The 26,152-nt window shown below is 57.1% G+C and carries 22 protein-coding genes; 6 read left to right on the forward strand and 16 right to left on the reverse strand.

The window, feature by feature from the left end; all coding sequences use genetic code 11:
- Positions 1-418 precede the first annotated feature (418 nt).
- From rpoD to rpsU, 3 genes are all read right to left on the reverse strand, one after another.
- The gene (gene rpoD / locus CKW31_RS24945; RefSeq protein ID WP_095101097.1) at positions 419-2,269 is read right to left on the reverse strand and encodes an RNA polymerase sigma factor RpoD; all 1,851 of its coding nucleotides are present in this window, start codon (positions 2,267-2,269) and stop codon (positions 419-421) included.
- 67 nt (positions 2,270-2,336) lie between these two features.
- Positions 2,337-4,298 carry a DNA primase gene (gene dnaG / locus CKW31_RS24950; protein WP_095101099.1) on the reverse strand — a complete coding sequence of 654 codons (1,962 nt, stop codon included), beginning with the start codon at positions 4,296-4,298 and terminating at the stop codon, positions 2,337-2,339.
- A gap of 520 nt (positions 4,299-4,818) precedes the next feature.
- Positions 4,819-5,034, reverse strand: coding sequence for a 30S ribosomal protein S21 (rpsU, locus tag CKW31_RS24955; RefSeq protein ID WP_002551877.1), 216 nt, complete (start codon positions 5,032-5,034; stop codon positions 4,819-4,821).
- A gap of 198 nt (positions 5,035-5,232) precedes the next feature.
- Here rpsU and tsaD point away from each other — a divergent pair, with 198 nt between their 5' ends.
- Positions 5,233-6,258 (forward strand): tRNA (adenosine(37)-N6)-threonylcarbamoyltransferase complex transferase subunit TsaD, encoded by a 1,026-nt coding sequence (gene tsaD, locus CKW31_RS24960; RefSeq protein ID WP_095101101.1) that lies wholly within the window; start codon positions 5,233-5,235, stop codon positions 6,256-6,258.
- Positions 6,259-6,289: 31 nt separating this feature from the next.
- Here tsaD and plsY read toward each other — a convergent pair whose 3' ends face one another.
- The gene (plsY, locus tag CKW31_RS24965) at positions 6,290-6,859 is read right to left on the reverse strand and encodes a glycerol-3-phosphate 1-O-acyltransferase PlsY (protein ID WP_095101103.1); all 570 of its coding nucleotides are present in this window, start codon (positions 6,857-6,859) and stop codon (positions 6,290-6,292) included.
- Between the two features lie 74 nt (positions 6,860-6,933).
- Here plsY and folB point away from each other — a divergent pair, with 74 nt between their 5' ends.
- Entirely contained in the window at positions 6,934-7,287 is a 354-nt protein-coding gene (gene folB, locus CKW31_RS24970; protein WP_095101105.1) for a dihydroneopterin aldolase, read from the forward strand.
- Complete coding sequence (gene folK / locus CKW31_RS24975) at positions 7,278-7,802, forward strand: 2-amino-4-hydroxy-6-hydroxymethyldihydropteridine diphosphokinase (protein ID WP_095101107.1); 525 nt, start codon at positions 7,278-7,280, stop codon at positions 7,800-7,802. Before folB ends, folK begins: the two co-directional genes overlap by 10 nt.
- A gap of 93 nt (positions 7,803-7,895) precedes the next feature.
- On the opposite strand, the gene CKW31_RS24980 is transcribed toward folK, so the two are convergent.
- The 11 genes from CKW31_RS24980 to CKW31_RS25030 form a co-directional block, all read right to left on the reverse strand.
- Positions 7,896-9,125, reverse strand: coding sequence for a multifunctional CCA addition/repair protein (locus CKW31_RS24980; protein WP_095101109.1), 1,230 nt, complete (start codon positions 9,123-9,125; stop codon positions 7,896-7,898).
- Between the two features lie 121 nt (positions 9,126-9,246).
- Positions 9,247-10,809, reverse strand: coding sequence for a SpoVR family protein (locus tag CKW31_RS24985; RefSeq protein WP_095101111.1), 1,563 nt, complete (start codon positions 10,807-10,809; stop codon positions 9,247-9,249).
- A complete protein-coding gene (locus CKW31_RS24990) occupies positions 10,806-12,077 on the reverse strand; it encodes a YeaH/YhbH family protein (protein ID WP_095101113.1) in 1,272 nt (423 codons plus the stop codon). Before CKW31_RS24990 ends, CKW31_RS24985 begins: the two co-directional genes overlap by 4 nt.
- 127 nt (positions 12,078-12,204) lie before the next feature.
- Entirely contained in the window at positions 12,205-14,127 is a 1,923-nt protein-coding gene (locus CKW31_RS24995; RefSeq protein ID WP_027899456.1) for a PrkA family serine protein kinase, read from the reverse strand.
- 286 nt (positions 14,128-14,413) lie between these two features.
- A complete protein-coding gene (gene glpE, locus CKW31_RS25000) occupies positions 14,414-14,734 on the reverse strand; it encodes a thiosulfate sulfurtransferase GlpE (protein ID WP_095101115.1) in 321 nt (106 codons plus the stop codon).
- A 132-nt stretch (positions 14,735-14,866) separates the two neighbouring features.
- Complete coding sequence (locus CKW31_RS25005; RefSeq protein WP_095101117.1) at positions 14,867-15,748, reverse strand: symmetrical bis(5'-nucleosyl)-tetraphosphatase; 882 nt, start codon at positions 15,746-15,748, stop codon at positions 14,867-14,869.
- Positions 15,748-16,128 (reverse strand): Co2+/Mg2+ efflux protein ApaG, encoded by a 381-nt coding sequence (apaG, locus tag CKW31_RS25010; RefSeq protein ID WP_027899453.1) that lies wholly within the window; start codon positions 16,126-16,128, stop codon positions 15,748-15,750. The genes CKW31_RS25005 and apaG overlap by 1 nt, the downstream gene beginning before the upstream one ends.
- Positions 16,129-16,242: 114 nt before the next feature.
- Positions 16,243-17,049: a 16S rRNA (adenine(1518)-N(6)/adenine(1519)-N(6))-dimethyltransferase RsmA gene (gene rsmA / locus CKW31_RS25015; protein ID WP_095101119.1), complete on the reverse strand. Its 807-nt coding sequence runs from the start codon at positions 17,047-17,049 to the stop codon at positions 16,243-16,245.
- Complete coding sequence (pdxA, locus tag CKW31_RS25020) at positions 17,046-18,035, reverse strand: 4-hydroxythreonine-4-phosphate dehydrogenase PdxA (RefSeq protein WP_095101121.1); 990 nt, start codon at positions 18,033-18,035, stop codon at positions 17,046-17,048. Before pdxA ends, rsmA begins: the two co-directional genes overlap by 4 nt.
- Positions 18,032-19,354, reverse strand: a complete 1,323-nt coding sequence (surA, locus tag CKW31_RS25025) for a peptidylprolyl isomerase SurA (protein ID WP_176469981.1) — start codon at positions 19,352-19,354, stop codon at positions 18,032-18,034. Before surA ends, pdxA begins: the two co-directional genes overlap by 4 nt.
- A complete protein-coding gene (locus tag CKW31_RS25030) occupies positions 19,335-22,112 on the reverse strand; it encodes an LPS-assembly protein LptD (RefSeq protein WP_095101125.1) in 2,778 nt (925 codons plus the stop codon). Before CKW31_RS25030 ends, surA begins: the two co-directional genes overlap by 20 nt.
- Before the next feature lie 129 nt (positions 22,113-22,241).
- On the opposite strand from CKW31_RS25030, the gene CKW31_RS25035 reads away from it, so the two are divergent.
- The 3 genes from CKW31_RS25035 (at position 22,242) to CKW31_RS25045 (ending at position 24,767) form a co-directional block, all read left to right on the forward strand.
- Positions 22,242-23,267: an aminoglycoside phosphotransferase family protein gene (locus tag CKW31_RS25035; RefSeq protein WP_095101126.1), complete on the forward strand. Its 1,026-nt coding sequence runs from the start codon at positions 22,242-22,244 to the stop codon at positions 23,265-23,267.
- 63 nt (positions 23,268-23,330) lie between these two features.
- Positions 23,331-24,002, forward strand: a complete 672-nt coding sequence (gene murU, locus CKW31_RS25040) for an N-acetylmuramate alpha-1-phosphate uridylyltransferase MurU (protein WP_095101128.1) — start codon at positions 23,331-23,333, stop codon at positions 24,000-24,002.
- Entirely contained in the window at positions 24,003-24,767 is a 765-nt protein-coding gene (locus CKW31_RS25045; protein ID WP_095101130.1) for a DnaJ domain-containing protein, read from the forward strand.
- 288 nt (positions 24,768-25,055) lie between these two features.
- On the opposite strand, the gene CKW31_RS25050 is transcribed toward CKW31_RS25045, so the two are convergent.
- On the reverse strand, positions 25,056-26,033 hold the full coding sequence (locus CKW31_RS25050; protein ID WP_095101132.1) for an alpha/beta hydrolase family protein: 978 nt from the start codon (positions 26,031-26,033) through the stop codon (positions 25,056-25,058).
- Positions 26,034-26,152 lie beyond the last annotated feature (119 nt).

The raw sequence follows: 26,152 nt of genomic DNA on the forward strand, positions 1-26,152 counted from the left end.
TCTCTGAATGTTGTGCCACGGGTACGTGCTATCGGCTCTGATCCAGACTCAGACGCTGTTTCTTGTCCTGGGGATGTGTCGCTGATAGTCGTCGGTTCTGAATTGGCTGACGGCGAGAATGAAGTCGCATACAGAGTCGCAGGCCCTGGGAGTGGGCTGGCATTCATCAGGTGAGCAACCGACGTCACCACTGGATTCGGGGCAGGAAGGTTTTCCGAGTGTGCGGCGGTTGCCGAAGGAGCGAGAGCACACGCAAGAACAATGGCCGACAGTTGTAACATGGCAGCCTCATGATGGCGTGATGGCACTCCGAAGAGTGTAGCCGTACTGAGAAAACCGTCGCTCCAAGTTGAAAATTTGCGACCCATAATACAAAACCCCCGGCAGGGCCGGGGGTTTTGTGTGCAGCTTTGCTCGCTTACTCGTCAAGGAACGAGCGCAAGTGCTCGCTTCTTGTCGGGTGGCGCAACTTGCGCAGAGCTTTCGCTTCGATCTGACGAATGCGCTCACGAGTCACGTCGAACTGTTTGCCAACTTCTTCCAGCGTGTGGTCGGTATTCATATCAATACCGAAGCGCATACGCAGAACCTTGGCTTCGCGGGCGGTAAGGCCCGACAGAACTTCGCGAGTCGCTTCTTTCAAGCTTTCGACGGTAGCGACATCGATTGGCGACTGCATGGTCGAGTCTTCGATGAAGTCACCCAGGTGCGAGTCTTCGTCATCACCGATCGGGGTTTCCATGGAGATCGGCTCTTTAGCGATCTTCAATACCTTGCGGATTTTATCCTCAGGCATTTCCATGCGTTCGCCCAACTCTTCCGGGGTCGGTTCGCGACCCATTTCCTGCAACATCTGCCGGGAAATACGGTTGAGTTTGTTGATCGTCTCGATCATGTGCACCGGAATACGGATGGTGCGTGCCTGGTCGGCGATCGAGCGAGTGATTGCCTGACGGATCCACCATGTGGCGTACGTCGAGAACTTGTAACCGCGACGGTATTCGAACTTGTCCACCGCCTTCATCAAGCCGATGTTGCCTTCCTGGATCAGGTCGAGGAATTGCAGGCCACGGTTGGTGTACTTCTTGGCGATCGAGATCACCAGACGCAGGTTGGCTTCAACCATCTCTTTCTTCGCGCGGCGGGCCTTGGCCTCGCCGATCGACATGCGACGGTTGATGTCCTTGATTTCAGCAATCGTCAGACCGGTTTCGGTCTGCAGTGCGGTCAGCTTCTGCTGGCAGCGCTGGATATCAGGCTGCAGACGGGCAATGGCTTCAGCGTATTTGCTTTTGCCTTTAGCCAGGGCATCAGTCCAGCTTTCGTCAACTTCATTGCCTGGGAACTGGCGAAGGAAATCGGCGCGCGGCATACGTGCATCACGTACACACAGCTGCATGATGGCGCGTTCCTGAGCACGCAGGCGCTCAAGTGCGCTACGAACACGTTCAACCAGACCTTCAAACTGTTTAGGGACCAGTTTGATCGGCATGAACAGCTCAGCCAGTGCAACCAGCTCGGCAATCGCTTGCTTGCTGTCGCGGCCATGCTTTTTCAGGGCTTTGCGGGTGATTTCCATCTGATCGGAAACCGCACCGAAACGCTGCTGGGCAATGATCGGATCGGGACCGCTTTCGACTTCTTCTTCGTCATCAGAAGATTCGTCTTTCTCTTCCTCGTCGTCGTCGCCTTCGGCAGCCTTGGCTGTTTTCGGATCAACAGGCGGCGGAACTTCAGCTGGCGGCGCAATGCCGTCATCCGGGTCGATGTAGCCGCTCAGTACGTCGGACAGGCGACCGCCTTCCGTCGTGACGCGGGTGTACTCGGAGAGAATGTGGTCAACCGTGCCCGGGAAGTGCGCAATTGCGCCCATCACTTCACGAATGCCTTCTTCGATACGCTTGGCGATTTCAATTTCGCCTTCACGGGTCAGAAGCTCGACCGTACCCATTTCACGCATGTACATGCGCACGGGGTCAGTGGTACGACCAATGTCGGTCTCAACCGCTGCCAACGCTGCGGCCGCTTCTTCTGCGGCTGCTTCGTCGGTATCGGCGTCGGCCAGCATCAGGGCGTCCGCATCCGGGGCACTCTCGTGTACCGGGATCCCCATGTCATTAATCATGCGGATGATGTCTTCCACCTGCTCGGGATCTGAAATATCCTCAGGCAGGTGGTCGTTGACCTCTGCGTAAGTCAGATACTTCTGCTCACGACCCAGGGTGATCAACTCTTTGATACGAGACTGCTGTTGCGCTTTTCCGGACATAACACCCTATCCACTGAAGGTCTTGGCGGGCAAAAAACAAGCCGGGGATTATACCCGAGCTATGACCTCACGCGCCAGTTGAGGTCGGGGTTTGTGCAGGAACATTCCGATTTAACAGCTTGAGCAGCAGAAGTTTTTCCTCTGCGTCCAGGCCTGACTGGCGTTCCTTCCTGATTAATTGCTCCAGGCTGCGCTCGCGTTGGCGGGCGGATAACCTAGTTATAGTGTCGAAAAACTGTTGTTCAAGGTTATCGGCCGAGATCAACCATTCCTTTTCCGCTAATGCTCGCAGCAATCGGCCCTGTTCGGTGCCGTGCCAGCGGGCAATCAGTTGCAGCGAGCGCAGCTTCGGATTTTTTTGCAAAGCTTCGAGCAAAGCGACCAACAACTGCGCATAAATATGATCTTCTGCGGCCAAGTGGCTGGCATCTTCGACTTTCTCGGCCAGCTCCGGGTGATGCAGAAGTGTTCTCAATGCCGTCAACGTTGGTGGTTCGACGGTCGTCGGCGTCCGCGGGGCACGTGGTTCGTCATCTCCGCGCTTACCTTTTTTGTCCCACGGCTTCTTTTCCCACTTTTTCTGGCCCTGGCCGCCGGATTTTTTCGGCGTCCATTCCTGCTGAGGGGGGTGTTCGTATCCGCCCTGTGGCTGGTAATCGGCATAGTCGGGCATGGCGTCGTAATCGAAGCCGGGGTCGTAGCTCGGGGGCGCTTCCGCCGGTGCGTTCTGTACCAGCTGGTTGACGTTTTCATTGCTCAGGCCGGTTATCTGCGTCAATCGCTGACGCATTAGCGTACGCAGGTTGGCGCCGGGCACTTTGTCGATCAGCGGTGCGGCGAGGGTGGCCATGTGGGCCTTGCCCTCAAGGGAGCGTGGGTCTGCTTCCTTGGTCAACTGCTCGAAGAAGTAGTCGGCCAGCGGCTGGGCATGCTGATGGATGCGGGCTTTGAACGCATCGGTGCCTTCAGCGCGAACCAGGGTGTCCGGGTCTTCGCCTTCGGGCAGAAACAGGAATCGCGCGCGGCGCCCATCTTGCAGGCTGGAAAGCGTTGCTTCCAGTGCGCGCCATGCGGCATTGCGACCTGCCTGATCGCCGTCAAAACAGAACAAGACGTTTGGCACCACCCGGAACAGCCGCTTCAAGTGTTCTTCGCTGGTCGCGGTGCCCAGTGTGGCAACGGCATTGCGCAAGCCTTGTTGGGCAAGGGCAATGACGTCCATGTAGCCTTCGACCACGATGATTTCATCGAGGTTGCGGTTGAATTTGCGCGCTTCGAACAGGCCGTAAAGCTCTTGGCCCTTATGGAATACAGGTGTTTCAGGCGAGTTCAGATATTTGGGTTTGTCGTCGCCCAATACTCGTCCGCCAAAAGCGATGACCCGGCCGCGGCTGTCGCGGATTGGAAACATCACCCGGTCACGGAAGCGGTCGTAGCGCTTGCCGGTTTCGGCATTCTCGATCAACAGGCCGGCATCGATCATGGCTTTCTGTTGCAGCGTATCGCTGCTCAAGTGCTTGTGCAGGTTGTCCCAACCGGGTGGGGCAAAGCCAAGACCGAAGTCACGAGCGATTTCCCCCGAAAGGCCGCGACCTTTCAGATACTCCACTGCAGCTTTGCGCGATGGATGGTTCTTCAACGCAAGGCGGTAATACTCGGCGGCCGCGGTGAGCAGCGGATAAAGGGGCGAGTCCACAGGCTGTCGGGGCTTTTGCCCTTTGGTGCCTTGTTCTCTGGGGACTTCCATGCCCGCTGATTTCGCCAGGTCTTCGACGGCCTGGACGAAATCCAGGTTGTCGTGGTCCATGATGAAACCGAGGGCGTTGCCCCCTGCGCCGCAACCAAAGCAGTAGTAGAACTGCTTGTCGGGGCTGACGCTGAAAGACGGGGTCTTTTCCTTGTGGAACGGGCAGCAGGCGCTGAAGTTCTTCCCGGTTTTCTTCAATTGCAGACGTGAGCTGACAACATCGACGATGTCGGTGCGGTTCAGGAGGTCGTCAATGAAGCCTTGGGGAATCAGCCCGGCCATATCGTTCTCATATCAAGCGTTCCGCCATGAGGCTCGTGGCGAATCCAGGATGTAACGGCTGCTGCGGGTCTTTCTGTAATGCCACAAGGGCATGCACAGCCTGACTTGAGCGCGATTGCTCATCATTATCTGGAATGGTAGCTGCCAGCAATCTACCCGTGACCCGCTGTTAACATCAGGCAGCAGAACTCAGGCAGTGACGGCTTTAAGCATGTTGCTGTTCGTAGCAAATCGAATGCCGGTTACGGATTCGCTGTGCTCAGCATGTCGAGGGCGACGCTGCCTTGGCTGAACTTCTTGCGAAGATCATCAAGGCATACTCGTCATTCACCTTGATGCGTTCGTCATGAATGACGTGATCAACGTGGCCTGAATCTCAGGCGGGACGTGCTTTGAGGAAGTGTCAGGTGCGCATGTGCGACCCGTGTGCTTCTTCGATGTAGCTTATGCTGTGCCTTAACTGCCGCTAGCCCGGCTTTGGGGCCGGGCATTGCAGAAGCTTGCGACAGACGTCTGTAAATTAATACAGACGAACGGCGCGGCGCTGTTCGCGCTGTACTTTCTTGGCGTGACGCTTAACAGCGGCTGCTGCTTTACGCTTACGCTCAGAAGTAGGCTTCTCGTAAAATTCGCGGCTACGAACTTCAGCCAGAACACCGGCTTTTTCGCAGGAGCGCTTGAAACGACGCAGAGCTACGTCGAAGGGTTCGTTCTCTTTAACTTTGACGGCTGGCATCCAGAGCTACCTTCATTCATTACCGGGGTCAACGTCTCGTGCAAAGACTGCACATAAGTACGTCGGTTTTTAAGGGTTGCGGATGTTAACCCCTCATTGAGAGGAATGCAAAGCCTCTGATCGAAAACCGCTGGTCGGAGCATCGGGTGGCGACTATTATGCGCGCCTTCGAATTCAGCCTACACAAGGCGCAAACCCATGCTAGTACTGGGATTAGAAACCTCTTGCGACGAAACCGGCGTCGCGCTTTACGACAGTGAGCGCGGGCTGCTGGCCGACGCTTTGTTCAGTCAAATCGACCTGCATCGCGCTTATGGCGGTGTGGTGCCGGAGCTTGCGTCACGTGATCACGTCAAGCGCATGTTGCCTTTGATTCGTCAGGTCATAGCCGACGCCGGTGTTGTCACTACCGACATTGATGCCATCGCATACACAGCAGGGCCGGGCCTTGTAGGCGCTTTGCTGGTCGGCGCGTCCTGTGCCCAGGCGCTGGCGTTCGCCTGGGATATTCCTGCGCTAGGCGTTCACCATATGGAAGGTCACCTGCTGGCCCCGATGCTGGAAGCACAGCCGCCGGAGTTTCCGTTCGTCGCTTTGTTGGTGTCCGGTGGGCACACGCAACTGGTTCGGGTCGATGGCATTGGCCTGTATGAGTTGTTGGGCGAGACGCTGGATGACGCTGCGGGCGAAGCTTTCGACAAAACGGCAAAGATGATGGGTCTGCAGTATCCGGGTGGACCTGAAATTGCGGCGCTGGCGACCAAAGGCGTGGCCGGACGTTTTGTCTTTCCGCGTCCAATGACGGACCGCCCAGGGCTGGACTTCAGTTTCAGCGGCCTGAAAACCTCCACGCTGACGACCTGGCAGCAATGCCAGAGCACTGGGGACGACAGTGAGCAGACTCGTTGCGACATCTCGCTGGCCTTCCAGCAGGCAGTGGTGGAGACTTTGACCATCAAGTGCAAGCGCGCATTGAAGCAGACCGGCATGAAGCGTCTGGTGATTGCAGGCGGCGTGAGCGCCAACAAGTCCCTGCGGGCGTCGCTGGAGAAAATGCTGGGCGACCTCAAGGGCAATGTTTTCTACGCTCGTCCTGAGTTCTGTACCGATAACGGCGCGATGATCGCCTTTGCCGGATGTCAGCGTTTGCAAGCCGGTCAGAAAGAAGATTTGAGCATCAGCGTTCAGGCCCGCTGGCCGATGGAGCAGTTGCAGGGTTTGTAGGTGCAACTTGAGGCGGATTCATCCAGGTAATTCAAAAATGCCGTTCGCGCCCGGCAAACAGGTCGCGTAGATTGCCCCGGTGACGCCAGACAATCAGCAATGTGAGCAAGGTCATCGGCAGCAGCGCCCTGGGTTCTTGCCACGCCAGCAGTGGCAGGGTCAGTGGCGTGGCGATCAGGGCCGCGATCGAGCTGGTGCGGGTCAGATAGAACACCAGCGCCCACGCACAAATTGCCAGGATGGCGGCGGGCGGATAAAGCCCCAGCAACACACCGGCGGCAGTGGCGACGCCTTTGCCGCCACGGAAGCGAAAGTAAAGCGGGAACAGATGACCCAGCACCGCGCAGAGCCCAATCCAGGCCTGCGCTCTGGGATCCATCCCGGCCATATTGGCGATCAGTACAGGCATCAAGCCTTTGCACAAGTCGCCGAGCAGGGTCAGGATCGCGAGTTTTTTGCCGGCAAGACGCAACATATTGGTCGCGCCCGCATTGCCAGAACCGCTGGCGCGCGGGTCCGGGCTGCCAGTGAGGCGGCTCAGAAGAATGGCGAAGGACAGTGAGCCAAGCAGGTAGGCGAAGATCGCCAGTAACCAAAACATGCTAACTATTCCGGGCTGGGAAGCCCTGATTCTAACGGCGCATCGCGCCCTTGTCGTGCAGTGGAGAGTGGTGTTTGGACAGAGTTTTCATTGAAGGTCTGGAAGTCGATACCGTGATCGGTGCTTACGACTGGGAGCGGGGCATTCGCCAGTACCTGCGTCTGGACCTGAGTTTTGCCTGGGATAATCGACCAGCCGCTGCTGGTGATGACCTGAGCAAGGCACTCGACTACGCCAGCGTCTCCACTCGCATCCTGGATTTTGCCGATAAGGCGCAGTTTCAGCTGGTGGAGACCTTTGCCGAACGACTGGCAGAGGTGCTCATGAGTGAATTCCAGATTCCGTGGCTGCACCTGAAACTGACCAAGCCTGGCGCTGTTGCAGCTGCAGCCGGTGTGGGCGTGGAGATCGAGCGCGGATGTCGCTGACACGGGTTTATCTTGGTTTGGGCAGTAATATCGATCGCGAGAAGCACCTGATCGCGGGGCTGGAAGCGCTGGACGGCTTCGTCAGCGAAATCGTTTGCTCGCCGGTATTTGAAAGTCAGCCAGTCGGGATCAAGAGCGGTCTGTTTTACAACCTGGTGGCGACGGGTTTGACCGCGCTGCCGTTGATGGAGCTGGACCGCCGTCTGAAGTTTATCGAGGCTGATAACGGCCGTTATGCCCCTGACCGCAAGGGACTGCCGCTGGATATCGATGTGCTGCTGTATGGCGATCAGGTGGGGGACTTCGACGGTTTGATCCTGCCGCGTGCCGAGATTCTCAAGAACGCTTTCGTGCTGTGGCCGTTGTCGCTGATTGCACCGGATCGTCTGCACCCTGAGGCTGGCGTTTCTTTCGAGCAGCTTTGGGCTGATGCGCAGATCGAGCAGCAATTGTGGCCGGTGGCGTTCGAGTGGCGCGAAACACAGCTGACGCCGCGGAGTTTGCTGGATAGCTGAATGTTGTAGGAGCTGCCGAAGGCTGCGAACGCGATCGATCAGGTATATCGTTTTCGCAGCCTTCGGCAGCCCCTACAGAAGATCGTATCAATCTCAACTGTTGTACTGCGCCTTGTAAACCTTCAACGCATCCAGTCGTTCGGCCTTGAGCGCTTCGCCCAGCTCCTGCCCCTTGAAACCCTTCTCGATCAGCGGCTGCACCGATACCGAGCGTGCCGCTTGTGCCGCGCCGCGCAGGTACTCGGCTTGCGGGTAGTCGCGTTGTTCGAAGCCGTGTCGGCCTCGGGCGTCCATTTCGCAGGCGATGATGAAGTCTTCGAAGCGCTGAGGCCGACGATAGACGTCAAAACTGTGCAGCAAATCGAGCACTGTCGAAGGCTTCAGTTCCAATGCCCGGTGGCCATGGGTGTGATATTCCCCTACAAGCAACGCCAACTCCTGACAGTCGCGTGGCGCCTTGAAGCGAGTATTCACTCCCTTGATCAAGCGCAAGCCAGTGTGTTCGTGGGCAATATGCCTCGGCCACTCGTCTTGAGGCGTCAGGCCTTTCCCCAAGTCATGCAGCAAACAGGCCCAGCGTACGTTCAGCGGTTGCTGATGGATGGCTGCCTGTTGCAGAACGCTCAGCACATGCTCGCCGGTGTCTATTTCCGGATGATGGGCGGGTGGCTGGGGGACGCCGAACAGTGCGTCCACTTCCGGCAAAAGCTCCTTCAGAGCGCCGCAGTCACGCAACACGCGAATAAATACTTGTGGCTGTTTTTCCATGAGTGCGCGGGAAATTTCCTTCCAGCTGCGTTCCGGCGTCAGCGCATCAAGTTCGCCTGATTCGCTTAGCTGACGCATCAGCTCAAGTGTTTCAGGCGCGATGCTGAAACCTTCCGGCGCGTACCGTGCGGCAAAGCGCGCCACGCGTAGAACTCGCAGGGGATCTTCGGCGAACGCGGGGGAAACGTGACGCAAAACTCGCGCCTCAAGGTCACGCTGGCCGCCGTAAGGGTCGGTCAGGTTGCCCTCTTTATCTTCGGCGATGGCGTTGATGGTCAGGTCGCGACGGATCAAGTCATCTTCGAGGGTGACGTCGGGGCTGGCATGGAACACAAAGCCGCCATAACCGCGCCCGCTTTTACGTTCGGTGCGGGCCAGGGCGTATTCTTCGCCCGTCAGTGGATGGAGAAAAACCGGGAAGTCTGTACCCACCGGGCGATAGCCCTTGATCAGCATTTCGTCGGTAGTTGCGCCCACAACTACCCAATCGACATCGGTAACCGGTTTGCCCAGCAGGCGGTCGCGCACTGCGCCACCGACTTTATAGATCTGCATAAAAAACCTCCGTAAGCGCGACAGGATAAACCTTGTGTCGCTCTTGCGGAGGTAAAACCGAATCAATAGTCATGGGGTGCCAAACAAATACCTCACTAAATGACTCCTCCAATGCAAGCATCTAGAGATGCACTACCGCCATATCAAGCCGGGGATATTCACTGTCGGCATGCTCGCTCCTGGGTGGGACGTGATGGGTTTTCATGATCTGGTCGCCTTGCAGCGTCTCCAGATGGATATCAAACCCCCAAAGCCGGTGCAGATGCTTCAGCACCTCGTCAGTGGACTCAGACAGCGGTTTACGGTCGTGCTGTTGATGGCGAAGAGTCAGTGAGCGGTCGCCGCGGCGATCAATGCTGTAGATCTGTACGTTGGGTTCACGGTTGCCCAGGTTGTACTGCGCCGCCAGGGTTTCGCGAATGATCCGGTAACCGGGCTCATCGTGAATGGCTGGCACCAGCAGGTCGTCTTTCTGATCGTCGTCCATGATGCTGAACAGCTTCAGATCGCGGATCACCTTGGGTGACAGGTACTGGAGGATGAAGCTTTCGTCCTTGAAGCTGCTCATGGCGAACTTCACCGCAGTCAGCCAATCAGTACCGGCAAGTTCGGGGAACCAGCGGTAATCTTCCTCGGTAGGCTCTTCACACATACGGCGAATATCGCGGTACATGGCGAAGCCCAGCGTGTAGGGGTTGATGCCGCTGTAATAGGGACTGTCGAAACCAGGTTGATAGATGACGCTGGTGTGTGAGGTCAGGAACTCCATCATGAAGCCGTCGGTGACCAAACCTTCGTCATACAGGTCGTTCATCAGCGTGTAGTGCCAGAACGTTGCCCAGCCTTCGTTCATCACCTGAGTCTGGCGCTGCGGGTAGAAGTACTGCGCAATCTTGCGCACGATACGTACGATTTCACGCTGCCATGGCTCCAGCAGCGGTGCATGTTTTTCGATGAAGTAGAGGATGTTTTCCTGCGGTTCAGCGGGGAAGCGAGCGTTGTCCTCTTTGCCGTTTTTGTCGGCATTTTTGGGGATGGTTCGCCACAGATCATTGATCTGTTTCTGCAGATGCTCTTCCCGGTCTTTCTGCCGACGACGTTCTTCTTCGGCGGAGATCGGGTAGGGCCGTTTGTACCGGTCCACCCCATAGTTCATCAGTGCATGGCAGGAATCGAGCAGGTCTTCGACCGCGTCGATGCCGTGGCGCTCTTCGCATTGCATGATGTACTGCTTGGCAAACACCAGGTAATCGATGATCGAGCTGGCGTCGGTCCAGGTCCTGAACAGGTAGTTACCCTTGAAGAAGCTGTTGTGCCCATAACAAGCGTGGGCCACTACCAGTGCCTGCATGCAGATGGTGTTCTCTTCCATCAGGTAAGCGATGCAGGGGTCAGAGTTGATGACGATTTCATAGGCCAGACCCATCTGGCCACGAGTGTAGGATTTCTCCGTGCTCAGGAAGTGTTTGCCGTAGGACCAGTGGTGATAGCCCAAGGGCATACCCACTGAGGCATAGGCATCCATCATCTGCTCGGCCGTGATGACTTCAATCTGATTGGGGTAGGTGTCCAGCGCATAGCGTTCCGCGATACGGCTGATCTCGCGGTCGTAGGCCTGGATGAGTTCAAACGTCCACTCGGAACCCGTGGACAAGGGTTGGCGCTTCTGCTCTCTAGCGGTCATGTCACTAACCTGCGCTGGAAGAGTTCACGGAATACCGGATAGATATCACCGGCAGAGACCAGCTGCTGCTGGGCAAACGTGTCGGCGAATGCTTCACCGATACGTTCGTATTCGAACCACAAGGCCTGATGTTCACGTGGGGTAATTTCCACGTACGTGTAGTACTGCACAAAAGGCATGATCTGCTTGATCAGGATGTCGCGACAAATAGGCGAGTCATCATTCCAGTTGTCGCCGTCCGAGGCTTGAGCTGCGTAGATATTCCATTCGTTGGTGGGGTAGCGCTCAGCCATGATTTCCTGCATCAGCTTGAGTGCGCTGGAAACGATGGTGCCGCCGGTTTCCCGCGAATAGAAGAATTCTTCCTCGTCGACTTCCCGGGCGCTGGTGTGATGGCGGATGAATACAACTTCAATCTTGTCGTAGTTACGTTTTAGGAACAGGTACAACAGGATGAAGAACCGTTTGGCGATGTCTTTGGTGGCCTGAGTCATGGAACCAGAAACGTCCATCAGGCAGAACATCACCGCTTTGGAGCTTGGGTTGGGCTGTTTGACCAACAGGTTGTATTTGAGATCGAAGGTGTCGAGATACGGTACACGTCGAATGCGGGCTTTAAGGCGATCAACTTCAGCTTCCAGCTCCTGAATGTCCCCGAAGTTGTCCGGTTCTTCACGCTTTAAACGATCCAGTTCAGTAATCGTTTCTCTGAGTTTGGCGCGGCTGCTGCCGGACAGGGCAATGCGACGCGCGTGAGCGGAACGCAGGGTGCGGATGATATTGATGCGCGAGGGGTTGCCCTCGTTGCTTATACCAGCTCGTACGGTTTTGAAGGTGTCGGTGCCGGTCAGATTGCGTTTGACCAGATTGGGCAGTTCGAGGTCTTCGAACATGAACTCCAGAAACTCCTCCTGAGTGATCTGGAAGACAAACTCATCCATGCCCTCGCCGGAATTACTGGCTTTGCCGGGTCCTTTGCCTCCGCCACCCCCTTGTGGGCGGGCAATGTGCTCACCCGTGGTGAATTCCTTGTTGCCAGGATGAACCACGGTCTGTTTACCGCCACGACCGTGATGGAGCACCGGTTCGTCGATGTCGCGACCGGGAATGCTGATTTGCTCGCCATGTTCCATATCAGTGATGGAACGGCGACTTACGGCTTCTTCGACTGCTTTCTTGATGTGATCACGGTAACGCCGCAAAAACCGCTGGCGGTTTACCGTGCTCTTGTTCTTGCCATTGAGACGTCGGTCGATCACATAGCTCATAGGCCCCTCCGGGGAGCTTCAAGTCGTAAGCTTCAAGCTGCAAGAGAGCGCGCCATCAACCCCGAGCCCGGGACTCGACCGCTTTTCTCTTGCAGCTTGTCGCTAGAAGCTTGCAGCTGCTTCTCTACTACTGCGACTTCCGGACCCGTAGGTACCATTCGGAAAGAAGCCGTACCTGTTTGTCGGTGTAGCCCCGCTCGACCATTCTGGTAACGAAGTCGTTGTGCTTCTGTTGATCCTCTTTGCTGGCTTTTGCGTTGAAACTGATGACGGGAAGGAGGTCCTCGGTGTTGGAGAACATTTTCTTCTCGATCACCACGCGCAGTTTCTCGTAGCTGAGCCAGGTCGGGTTTTTGCCATTGTTGTTAGCACGGGCGCGCAATACGAAGTTGACGATCTCGTTACGGAAATCTTTCGGATTACTGATGCCGGCCGGTTTCTCGATCTTTTCCAGTTCTTCGTTCAGGGCCACGCGGTTGAGGATTTCTCCGGTTTCCGGGTCGCGGTATTCCTGATCCTGGATCCAGAAGTCTGCGTACAGCACATAGCGGTCAAAGATGTTTTGCCCGTATTCGCTGTAGGACTCCAGATACGCGGTCTGGATTTCCTTGCCGATGAACTCGATGTAGCGCGGCGCCAGGTATTCCTTGATGAAGCGCAGATACCGCTCGCGGGTTTCAGCCTGGAATTGCTCCTGCTCGATCTGCTGCTCAAGCACATACAGCAGATGCACCGGGTTGGCGGCAATTTCGTGTGGATCGAAGTTGAATACCTTGGACAGGATCTTGAACGCAAAACGTGTGGACAGCCCGTTCATGCCTTCGTCGACGCCTGCGCCGTCGCGGTACTCCTGAATCGACTTGGCCTTTGGATCGGTATCCTTGAGGTTTTCGCCATCGTACACGCGCATCTTGGAGTAGATGTTGGAGTTATCCGGCTCTTTCAGGCGCGACAGGGTGGTGAACTGCGCGAGCATTTTCAGGGTGTCTGGCGCGCAATGGGCCTTGGACAGTGAACTGTTGAACAGAAGTTTGTCGTAAATCTTGATCTCATCGCTCACGCGCAGGCAGTACGGCACCTTGACGATGTAGATCCGGTCGATGAACGCTTCGTTGTTCTTGTTGTTGCGGAAGCTGTGCCATTCCGATTCGTTGGAGTGGGCCAGCAGAATACCGGTGAACGGAATCGCGCCCAGGCCTTCGGTACTGTTGTAGTTACCTTCCTGGGTAGCGGTGAGCAGTGGGTGCAGCACCTTGATCGGCGCTTTGAACATTTCGACGAATTCCATCAGGCCCTGGTTGGCCCGGCACAGCGCGCCAGAATAGCTGTAAGCGTCGGCGTCGTTCTGTGGGTATTCCTCGAGTTTGCGGATATCGACCTTACCCACCAGTGCAGAAATGTCCTGGTTGTTCTCGTCGCCCGGCTCGGTTTTGGCTACCGCGATCTGGTTAAGAATCGATGGATAGAGTTTGACCACTTTGAACTGGCTGATGTCGCCCCCGAACTCAGCCAGACGTTTGGTCGCCCAGGGCGACATGATGGTGCTCAGATAGCGACGCGGGATGCCGAAGTCTTCTTCGAGAATCGCACCGTCTTCGGTTGCGTTGAACAAACCGAGCGGAGATTCGAAGACCGGCGAGCCCTTGATCGCGTAGAACGGGACTTTTTCGATCAGTTGTTTGAGTTTTTCAGCCAGCGATGACTTACCGCCACCGACCGGGCCGAGCAGGTAAAGGATCTGTTTCTTCTCTTCCAGGCCCTGAGCGGCATGGCGGAAGTACGAGACGATCTGGTCGATGCATTCTTCCATCCCATGGAAGTCAGCGAAGGCCGGGTAGCGGCGGATGACCTTATTGGAAAAGATCCTCGAAAGCCGGGAGTTGGTCGAGGTATCAACCAGCTCTGGCTCGCCGATAGCAAGCAACAGTCTTTCTGCCGCAGACGCATAGGCGCTGCGATCCTGCTTACAGAGCTCTAGATACTCCTGTAAGGAGAGCTCCTCCTGCCGTGTCGATTCAAAGCGTTGTTGGAAGTGGCTAAAAATACTCATGACGTCACCTCGCTCGATACGTAGAGCCGGCGGCGGATCGTCAGTCGATGTTGGCAGCAGCCGAGAATCCAGCTGCCGTTTACCCCCCAAACACCATAAAAGTAGCTACCGATGACCCACGCGCCGGTGTACCGGCTCTCCCCTGATTACGGATGGCCTGAGGCTAAGGATAGTTCGGAATCGGAAAGATAAAGAAGGGATGAGCAGAAAGACTGGCTGACCGTCCGTCAGTTAGGTCGCGAGCCCGCGCAGGACGCGGGATCAACTGCAATAAAAATATTTTCTGTCAGCCCTGGGCTGTGTCGGCTGGAAAGGTGCTGCGCCATAGCTCGAAGCCGCCGTCCAGACTGTATACGTCGGAGAAACCCTGATTCACCAGATAGGCCGCGGCGCTCTGGCTGGAGTTACCGTGATAGCAGACCACGACCACGGGCTTGTCCAGGTCGGCATTGCGGATGAAGTCGGCAATGGAGTGGTTGTCCAGATGCTGGGAGTCCGGGATGTGGTTACCAGCGAAGGCTTGGGGATCGCGAACGTCCACCAGCACTGCACCTTGTTCACGCAAGGCTTGAGCCTGTTCTGGTTGGATGCGTTTGAATTCGGTCATGGTTGGCTCCTTTGAATGTTATCCGGGGTGTGATTCTGTAGGAGCTGCCGACGGCTGCGAATGGAGGTGTGGCAGATATACAGCTTTCGCAGACTTCGGCAGCGCCTACAGTTGAAGTGCGTTGTGCTGAGTTTAGCGCCTGATCACGCCAATCGGGTCATGCAGAATGGTTCGGGTCGCCCCTGATTCAGCATTGCCGTGATCATCGCAATCGCAGAGATACCGCTCAAACGTATCAACGTTAAGCATGGTCATGGCGGAGCCCCATACGCATCCGGTGTCCAGCGCGTAGACATCAGGCTCGTCGCAACGGCCCTCCAGCGCGGCCCAGTGGCCGAAGATGATTTTCACATCGCGTGTCCTGCGGTCCTGATGCTTGAACCAAGGCGCATAGCCGGGCAGGGCGGTTTCGATGCCTTCCTTGCCTTTGAGGTCCAGTCTGCCGTCGCTGGTGCAGAAGCGCATGCGGGTGAAGTAATTGGTGATAACCCGTAGCCGTGCAACGCCATGCAGGTCGTTGTCCCACTTGTTTGGCTCGTTGCCATACATTCCGTCAAGGAATTGGGGGTAAAGCGCGTCATCAAGCAGGGCGTTTTCAACCTCAGCGGCAAGCTTGAGGGCTTTCTTCAAGGTCCACTGGGGCGGGATACCGGCGTGAGCCATGGCAACGTTGCGCTCGGCATCGTAGTGCAGCAGCTTCTGCTGACGTACCCATTGCAGCAGGTTATCGCGATCGGGTGCTTCGAGAATGGGGCGCAGGGTATCGCCTTTCTTCAGGCGCTCAATGTTGCGCGCTGCGGCGAGCATATGCAGATCGTGATTGCCGAGTACGCAGGTCAGCGAGTCACGGATGCTGTACAGAAAGCGCAGGGTCTCCAGCGATTGAGGACCGCGGTTGACCAGATCGCCCACCAGCCAGAGGCGATCCCTGGTTGGGTCGAAATTCACATGTTCCAGCAGGCACTGCAGTGGTTCAAGGCAACCTTGCAGGTCACCAACGGCGTACACCGCCATCAGTGAAGGGACCCCGGTACCGCCAGGCGAAAGGGTGCAATCACCGCATCGAAGCGCTTACCGTCGTCAGCCAGCATTTGATACGAGCCCTGCATGTTGCCAACTTTGGTCGTCATCACGGTGCCGCTGCTGTACGTATGGCTTTTACCGGCAGCAATCAAAGGTTGTTGCCCCACCACGCCCTCACCGCGTACCTCTTCGACATGGCCATCACCATCGGTGATCACCCAATGCCGGGACATCAGCTTGGCGGGCAGTTCGCCGCTGTTGTGGACGGTGACGGTGTAGGCAAAGGCAAAGCGATTCTGCTCGGGTTGTGACTGCTCTGCCAGGAAGCGTGTGACGACGCTGACGTCGACCTGGTATCGGGAATCGGGCATTCGGTAGGCCTTGGAAGCGGATGCGGATAAAACCGGCAAGCCGGTGGAATCAGTCTAGGACATGTAAACGATAAATGACCAATCGGACTTCGATCATCGACATGTCCTTTGGGCTCAGGCCTGTGCTGGCATTTCGCTCAGCTTGTCAGCGAGGCGAACGAATGCGGCGAGATCCAGTTGCTCGGGGCGTAGACTGCCATCGACCCCGGCAGCAGTAATATCGTCACTGCTGAGCAGTAACTTGAGCGTGTTGCGCAGTGTTTTGCGGCGCTGGTTGAACGCCTCACGTACCACACGCTCCAGCAGGCGATGATCCTTGGCCGGATGCGGCAGTGTTTCGTGGGGCACGAGTCGGACGATCGCCGAATCCACTTTTGGCGGCGGGTTGAAAGCACCCGGCCCGACGTTGAACAGGTGCTCAACCCGGCAATGGTACTGAACCATGATCGACAGACGACCGTAATCACCGCCACCAGGAACTGCTGCCATGCGCTCAACCACTTCTTTCTGCAGCATGAAGTGCATGTCGCGAATCAGGTTGGCGTTATGCAGCAGATGGAAAATCAGCGGCGTGGAGATGTTGTAAGGCAGGTTGCCTACCACGCGTAGGCTGTTGGCCGGTGCGTTGAGGGTGGTGAAGTCGAATTTCAGTGCATCGCCTTGATGCAGGTTGAAATTGGGCTTGCTGCCAAACTGGTGGATCAGGATCGGGATCAGATCCTTGTCCAGTTCCACGACGTCCAGTTGTGCGCCGCTGCCAAGCAGGCCCTGGGTCAAGGCACCCTGGCCGGGCCCGATCTCAAGCAGGCGATCTTCCGGCCGGGCACGTATGGCTCGCAGGATCTTGTCGATCACGCCTGCGTCATGCAGAAAGTTTTGTCCGAAGCGCTTGCGCGCCTTGTGTTGAAATTGCTCGGTCATGAATGAGTCTCGGCCATCTGATAGGCGGTTTCCAGAGCGACCTGCAGGCTGCCGGTGTCGATATTGCCGGTGCCTGCCAGATCCAGCGCAGTGCCATGGTCGACAGAGGTTCGGACAATCGGCAGGCCGAGAGTCACGTTAACGGCAGCGCCGAAGCCTTTGTACTTGAGCACAGGCAGGCCTTGGTCGTGGTACATCGCCAGCACTGCGTCGCAGTGCTCCAGATATTTGGGGGTAAACAGAGTGTCAGCTGGCAGTGGCCCTCGTAGATCAAGGCCCTCGCTGCGCAGACGCTCCAAAGCAGGTTCTATGATGTCGATCTCTTCGCGACCCAGATGTCCGCTTTCACCGGCATGAGGGTTGAGCCCGCACACCAGAATACGCGGCCGGGCGATACCGAACTTGTTCACCAGGTCGGCGTGCAGAATGCGTGTTACGCGCTCCAGACGCTCGGGGGTGATGGCGTCAGCAACATCGCGTAGCGGGAGGTGAGTGGTGACCAGCGCGACACGCAGATCGCCGGTCGCCAGCAGCATCACCACTTGTTCTGTTCCGGTCAGCTCGGCAAGAAACTCGGTATGGCCTGAAAAGGCGATGCCGCTTTCATTGATGACGCCCTTGTGGACCGGGGCAGTAATCATTCCGGCGAAATGGCCGTCCAGACAGCCTTGTCCGGCGCGGGTCAGGGTTTGCAGGACGAACGCGCCATTGGCTTTGTTCAGTTGGCCCGCAATCACCGGCTCGTGCAGTGGCGTATCCCAGACATAAAGGCTGCCGGCAGGAGCGGCGGTGTCCGGAAAGGCATCAGGTGTAACGTTGATCAGATCGACAACCACGCCCAGCTGCGCGGCCCGCTCGGTGAGCAGGTCGCGGCTGGTAATGGCAATAAGGGGGTGTGGCTGAAGTTGCGTGGCGAGTAGCAGGCAAAGGTCAGGACCAATGCCGGCCGGCTCGCCGGGTGTCAGTGCGAAACGCCGGGGTTTCACTGTGCAGCCTGGGCTGCGCCAGGGAGCTTGATCTCAACGTAGGCTTCGTCACGGATCTGACGTAACCAGGTTTGCAGCTCTTCATCGTACTTGCGGTTGCGCAATACCATCAGGGCCTGCTGGTCGCGCGCCTGGTTGGTTGCGTCCGTCGCGCGACGGCCCAGAACTTCCAGTACGTGCCAGCCGTAAGCAGTCTTGAACGGCTTGGACAAGGTGCCTTGCGGCGTGTCGTTCATGACCTGACGGAACTCCGGAACCAACGAGTTCGGGTCTACCCAGTTAAGGTCACCACCGTTGAGTGCCGAACCCGGATCTTCCGAGAAGCTCTTCGCCAGTTCAGCGAAGTCATCGCCGTTCTGGATGCGATCATAGATTTTCTGCGCCAGACGCCGGGTTTCTTCTTCGCTACGAATTTCGCTTGGCTTGATCAGGATATGACGCACGTGTACTTCATCGCGCATCTGTGTCTGACCCTGGCCGCCGCGCTTCTCAAGCAGCTTGAGGATGATGAAACCGCCCGGAGTACGGGCTGGAGGCGTAACGTCACCAACCGGCATCGAACCCAGCATGTCGCCGAAAGGAGGCGGCAGTTGAGCGGCTTTACGCCAGCCCATGTCACCACCTTCAAGGGCGCTTTCGCTGGCTGAGTTGGCAATGGCGGCCTGACCGAAGTCCGCGCCTTGCTTGAGCTTGCTGTACAGATCCTGAGCCTTGCGAGCAGCGGCCTGAATCTGGTCTGACGACGCACTGTCAGGCGTAGCAATCAGGATGTTCGCCAGGTGGAACTCTTCGGACAACTGAGCCTGACCCTGGCCGGAAGCCAGAAAGTTTTTCACTTCCTGTTCCGAAACCTGAATACGCTCGGCCACACGGCGTTGACGCACCCGGCTGATGATCATTTCCCGACGAACCTGCTCGCGCGCGTCGTTGTAGGAAAGGCCGTCATGGGCCAACGCGGCGCGGAATTGTTCCACGCTCATGTTGTTGCGTTCAGCAATGGTACCGATTGCCTGATTCAGCTCTTCGTCAGTGATGCGAATGCCGGAGCGGTCGCCTATCTGCAACTGCAGGTTTTCCAGAATCAGACGTTCCAGAACCTGTGGCTGCAGGGCCTCTGCGGGAGGAACACCTGAACCGCGTTTGGCAATGGTCTGTTGAACCTCGCGGACACGCTGGTCCACTTGGCTCTTCATGATCACATCGTTATCGACGATGGCTGCAACGCTGTCCAGTTGTTGAACTGCAGCGTGGGCTGCAGTCCCCAGGAGTAACGCGCCCAGCATTAGCGGGCGCAGACAATCAGAAAGCTTGGTCTTCACGTTCACGATAACCTTGGATGCCTTTGTCGAGGAAACTCTCTACCTTGGCGCCAGTTACACCGCCCAGTCCCTTCAACACAATTTGTAGGAATACGCCGCGGTCGCCTTTTTCGTTTTCAGGCTCGTTCTGGCTGAACTCGTCGTAATCAATCCAGTAACGGCTGATCAGGCGCAGTTTCCAGCAGCAGTTGTCATATTCGAAACCACCAAAGGCCTCGATTGTGCGATTGCGGTTGTAATCGAACTGCCAGCGGCTGATTGCGTTCCACTGCGGCACGATCGGCCAGATGACCGAGAAGTCGTGCTGCTGGATCTTGTAGTAGTCCTTCACGTAACCCGGTTGACCCGGAGTGCCGTAATCGCCGCCACCCACTGTCCATCGACCGGTGTTCTGGTCGTAGCGGATCTGATCATCGCGATACCGATAGCCAAAGTTGACGATCTTGTTCGGATTGTCTTCGGGCTGGTAGTGGAACATCGCACTGCCCGAGCGAGTACTGCGGCTGTCCGGATCCCAGTTGAAGTCGGAATTCAGGCGCCAGTCCCGGTTGAAGCGGTATTCGTATTCCAGTGCGTAAGGCGAGACGTTGGCTTGTGCATCGTCACGGTCCTTGAAGACCACGCCCGGCAGTTGAACTTCACGATCCTTGAAGTACAGAGCCTGACCGATGCTGAAGCGCTGACGCTGGAAACCATTGTCTTCAATCCAGCGGTTTGTAATACCCAGTGAGAGCTTGTTCTCGTCACCAATGCGGTCCGAGCCCGCGAAACGGTTATCGCGGAACAGTGAGGCATAGTTGAAAGTGGTTTCGGAGCTGTCAAAAACCGGAATGTCGGTCTGATCTTTCTCAGGAACATAGAGATAGAACAAACGGGGTTCCAGCGTTTGACGATAATCCTTGCCGAACCAGTTGGTGTTCCGGTCAAAGTACAGGCCGCTGTCGACACTGAAGATCGGTACGCTGCGGCTTTGGCTGCTGCTGTACTCTTCATCGGCAAGCAGAGATGCCTTGCCCCGTGCATCCAGATCCAGCTCGTACTGGGTATAGACATACTTCAGTTTCGGCGTCAGGAATCCGTAGGTCCAGTTCATCGGCAGGCTGACCGAAGGAGCCAGGTTCAGGCGATCACCGTTGGCACGTGCCAGGCCGGTAACGTTGTTGTCCAGGCGCGGGTCGGAGTTGCCGTCCTGATCAATGTAGTTGCCATTGCGCAGGTCACGATCAAATCGCACCGCTTCAGTTTCATAATCGAACTGTAGGCCGCCCGGATGGTATGGCAGCGCGCCATTAAAAGTAATTTGCGGCAACCGGTCATACGGCGTGATCTTGGAAACTGTCGCGAGTTTGTAAGCCTGCGCGTTGATAGCGGCTGTGTATGTATCTCCGCGATACGTCAAAGAGCCTTGCTGGTTGATGTACTCTCGGGATTCCACGCCAATCTGGCTGGTCTCCAGATCCTGGAAGTAATACGGGTCACTGATATCGGTGTAATCAACTTGCGTCAACCAGCGGGAGTCAAGACCACCCTTGTGTTGCCAGTTAATCATCCAGCGAGTGTCTTTGTAATCCGTCTGGTCTTTGCGCTCGTCATCGTCGTCGTTTAGGTACGCGCCGCCGAACTGACCTTCACTGCTTTTGGTCAGGTAGCGGAACTCGCCTTCCATCAACATGCCGCGTTTGGCCATGTAACGAGGATAGAGCGTGGCATCGTAGTTCGGTGCCAGGTTGAAATAGTACGGCGTCACCAGCATGAAGCCGGTATCGCTGCTGGTGCTGAAGGACGGCGGCAGGAAACCTGACTGGCGACGATCATCGATCGGGAAGTAGATATACGGGGTGTAGAGCACCGGTATGTCTTTAACCCGAAGGGTGGCGTTGGTCGCCGTACCGAAGCCGGTGGCCGGGTTCAGTGTGATGTTGTTGCCTTTGAGCGTCCACGCGTTGCTGTTCGGTTCGCACGTGGTGTACGTACCGTCCTTGAGGCGAATGATCGCGTTCTCGGCACGCTTGGCATACAGGGCGTTACCGCGAACGTTCGACTTGTGCAGCACGTACTCTGCGTTGTCGATCTGGGCTTCACCGGTGTCCAGTTGCAGCTCTGCACGGTCACCTACGATGAGTGCGCCGTTGTCGCGCATGCGGACATCGCCGTTCAGCTCGCCGCGGTTTTCGGCTTGATACAGGTTGGCCTCCTGGGCCTGAACCTGCATGCTGCCCTGACGCAGAACGACGTCACCGGCCAGCGAAGCAATCTGTTCTTCCTGCTGATAACGCGAAGCCTTGGCACCGATGAACATCGGCGCGTCTTTCTTCGGCGTCTTGTCATCCATGCCAGGACGAATCGGCTCGACGTAGGCCCCGGAGCAATAAGGTCCGGTTTCTGCGAGCTGAGCAGGCGTCAGGCTTTCGCGAGGAACCCAGTCAAGGTGGCTGTAGTCAGCACTGCGCGACTTGAGACCGCGGCCTTTGGCTTCGGTCACCAGCTGCGGCTTGGCCGCGGCGGGTTCGCTGGTGGAGCTACTGTCCGATGTGACAGTGCCGTTGGAGCTGACCGACGTAGTGCTGTGCACTGGACGCGGAGGCAGCTCGACTGCATTGCTTTTCGGCGCACAATTCCAGGCACCCGAAGCAGAGACTGAGCAGTCATACTGTTCCGCGGCGACCACGAACTGAGTGGCTAGAGGTTGCATCGCCAGCAAACTGCCGGTTATGAGCAACGGAAACTTTCTACGAAACGCGGGGGATTTCAATGCCATCTTATTAATCCGGGCTTCCTGCGCGCCATCTGCCCGCGGGGGGGCCGCACGCCTCTCGATGGGCTGAAAAAGATGTCGGATAATAAAGCATGACCCGCTTGACGGCTAGCGCCGTCGGAGACCCTTGTAATGCCAGATCAAGATGTACGCCTGCAACGCCTGAAAACCTGGCTCGATGAGCAGCTTCCAGCGCTGTTTTCAGCGCACGGCTGGGGCGCGATTCCCCCGGCCACGTTGACTGCGGCCAGTAGCGATGCCAGTTTCCGCCGTTATTTTCGCTGGGAGGGCGGTGAGCAAACTTTTATTGTGATGGATGCTCCGCCACCTCAGGAAAACTGCAAACCGTTCGTGGATATCGCCCGTTTGTTAAATAAATCAGGGATTAATGTTCCTGAAATTTATGCCGAAGATCTTGTTCAAGGCTTTTTGCTGTTAAGCGATCTTGGGCGAAAAACCTATCTTGATGTTATCAACGAGCAAAACGCGGACTCTTTGTTCGCCGATGCTTTCGACGCGCTGCTGGCTTACCAGCAGTTGCCGATAGACGCGCCGTTGCCCGGTTATGACGTCGCCTTGTTGCGCCGTGAGCTGGAACTGTTCCCTGAGTGGTATGTGCGCAAGCACCTCGGCATCGAGATGGATCAGCAGCAGTTGGCGAGTTGGCAACGGGTCAGTGATCTCTTGATCGAGAGTGCGCTGGCGCAGCCCAAAGTGCTGGTGCATCGAGACTTCATGCCGCGTAATCTGATGCTCAGCGAACCCAATCCGGGGGTGCTGGACTTTCAGGATGCGGTCTACGGCCCCGTTACTTACGACGTCACCTGCCTGTTCAAGGACGCCTTCATCAGTTGGCCGCAAGAGCGCGTGCACGCCTGGCTGGAAATTTACTGGGAAAAGGCCCGTGCTGCGGGAATTCCTGTTCAGGATGACTTTGCGGAGTTTCTGCGTGCCAGTGACCTGATGGGGGTGCAGCGGCATTTGAAGGTCATCGGGATTTTCGCCCGTATTTGCCATCGTGACGGCAAACCGCGTTATCTGGCCGATGTTCCGCGCTTCTTTGCTTATATAGAGGCGGTGCTGGAGCGCCGACCAGAGCTGGCTGAACTGGCTAATTTGCTGACCAGCCTGAAGCGACCGGCGAGCGGATCGCTCTGAATCGCGCCACGGTATGAAGGTCATCATTGAAATAAGGCTATCGATTGTGTTGACGAGGCAGGCATGAAAGCGATGATTCTGGCAGCAGGGAAGGGCGAGCGGATGCGTCCATTGACCCTGCACACCCCCAAGCCTCTGGTCCGTGCAGGCGGTGTGCCGTTGATTGAATATCACCTGCGCGCACTTCACGACGCAGGGTTCCACGATGTGGTGATCAACCACGCCTGGCTTGGGCAGCAGATTGAAGATTATCTGGGGAACGGCGAGCGTCTGGGGCTGCGTATTGCGTACTCGCCTGAAGGCGAACCGCTTGAAACGGGCGGCGGTATCTTACGTGCGCTGCCGTTGCTCGGTGACGAGCCTTTTGTGGTTGTGAACGGCGATGTCTGGACCGATTACAACTTCAGCGCGCTGCGTGTACCACTGGCCGGTCTCGCCCACCTTGTGTTGATCGATAATCCGGAGCACCACCCGGAGGGCGACTTTTCGTTGATCGACGGGCAGGTTCGTGATTCCAGCGATGCCGGTGCAAGGCTCACCTACAGCGGCATCGCCATCCTTCACCCGAAACTGTTTGCAGGTTGTCAGGCCGGTGCTTTCAAGCTCGCGCCCTTGTTGCGCGCCGCCATGGAACAAGGGCAAGTGACCGGTGAGCATTTTACCGGGCAGTGGGTCGATGTCGGCACCCATGAGCGGCTTGCTCATGTCGAACAGTTAATCGCGGCGGGACACTGAATGCTCTGGCCATCGACCCTGTTGGGCGCCGGAGCCGGGTTTGCCATTGCGAGCATTCCGGGCGCCTTGCTGGGAGCGCTATTGGGACAGGCGCTGGATCGGCGTCTGGCACTGCAAAGCTGGGCGCATTTGCGTGAGCGCATGGGCGGTCGAGTGGCGCTGCGCGATGATGAGTTGCTGTTCGTTCTGCTGGGCCGGTTGGCTAAAAGTGACGGTCGGGTGGTAGAGCAGCATATCCAGCAGGCGCGAGTCGAAATGCGTCGTATGGGCATGAGCGAACCCGCTCAGCGTCGGGCAATTGCGGCCTTCAATCGAGGCAAGGAGGGGGGTGATAATCTGCGTGGTTATCTGCGTCGTCTCGCCCCCCAGCCTCACACGGCAGAAGCGCTGCTGCGCGCCTGTTGGCGCATGGCATGGGCCAACGGCAGACCTTCGCGTGGCGAACGGGAGTTGATCGTCTGGTGGGGGAAATGGCTGGGCTGGTCGCCAGCGAGGGTTGACTCCCTGGCTTCCGAACACGAAACACCGCGAAAACCGCTGGCGAACAACAGCAACGATTACCAGGCCGCGTTGAAGCTGCTGGGTGTGCAGGCCGATGCAGACCCCGCGCATGTAAAACGTGCCTATCGCCGTCTGCTCAGTCGACATCACCCGGATAAAGTCGCTGGTTCAGGCGCTAGCCAGTTGCAGGTGCGGGATGCGACGGACCGGACTCAGGATTTGCATAACGCCTACAAAGTGATCAGAGCGCGGCGCGGGTTTTGATCATGGTGTTGTGCTTTATTCTGCGGGAGATTCTATGTTCGTCTGCAATCTGACGTGGGACCGGCTTTAGCCGGGAAGGCGGCATTTCTGACGATAAAGATGTACTGAATGTACTGGCCTCTTCCCGGCTTAAGCCGGTCCCGCGTCATCAGTAGTTCCTGTGGGTGCTTGCCCGCGATACATGAGACGCAGTAAGACGACACACCGCGTTATCGTTTATCGTCGGAATGCCGCCCAGACCAGGCACCGCTCCCACAGGTGCAGCATTTCCGCTCCGATCAATCATCTTTACTGCGCCTCAACCCACCCGCGGATCCTGCGGAACATCTGTTCCTGTTCGGCGGCGGCGTTACCCGGAATCGCGGTCAGGGGAATCTGGCTGTAGCCCGGTCCTTTTGTGCGCTTGCTGATTTGCAGGCGCTCCATTGGCGCCCTGTTGGTCGGGTCCTTGAAGATAAAGTCCGAGGTTTTCACTTTAAGGCCCGGTATCAGTTCGGTCAGCAGCGGTTTGGCGTCTGCGGGCTCTCGCGCCGTGACCATGGCGAATTTCTGTACCAATGGCGCCGGGCGTTCGCTCAAGTAGCGGGCTGCCCAATAGGCACCACTGCCATGACCGAGCAGCACGATGCTACGAGCCTTGTTCTGTTGTGCGAAGCTTATGCCGCTTTCAATTCTGGCAAAGATACGTTCAGTCTGAGCCTTGGCCTGCTCTTCTGCGGCGGCGGCTCTGGCTGTTTCGGCAGCAGCCTCTTTTTCCGCGGCAGCGGCTTTGTCGGCATCGGTTGGCGGGGTGGCTTTGGCCGGGTCTTTGGATTTGTCTGCTGCGCCCTCTTCTGCAGGGGCATCGGCGGCTCTGGCCTGGTTGTAATCAGCCATCTGGTCGGGCAGGGTCAGGCTCAGGCTTGACCAGCCGATGTCCGGAAACTTGCGTCGTAGCGGACCTACGACATCCGGGGAATCAGCCGACTCGTCTGCACCAGGAATAATGATCACTGCACCTCTTGGGTCGTCAGTGTTAGCGGGCTTCCACAAGGCGAGGAAACTGTCTTCGCCAGCCTGCAATTGCTGTTGATCGGCAACCGGCAAGCGCCCTTCAAGGGCCAGCGCATCTTCTTGAGTCCGGGGTAGCAGGGGAGCCCTTTCCACAGCAGGTTCGGTTGCAGCATCTTTTGCAGGCGCGGGATCAGCCGCCATGACAGGCAACGCGCAAGGTAGTATCAGCGCCAGACAGAGCGAAGGAAGCGTTGCGCGAAATGTGTAGGACATCGGATATTCCAGGCCAGAAACTATCCCGGCAGCCTAATGGGTTGGTAAGGATTTGTCAGGCTTATGCTTGAGTGGCGCATCGGTTCAAACGACTAGATAGAACACATGGGAACGACACC

Origin of the sequence: Pseudomonas sp. Irchel 3A5, from assembly GCF_900187575.1 — a bacterium.
GTDB lineage: Bacteria > Pseudomonadota > Gammaproteobacteria > Pseudomonadales > Pseudomonadaceae > Aquipseudomonas > Aquipseudomonas folii.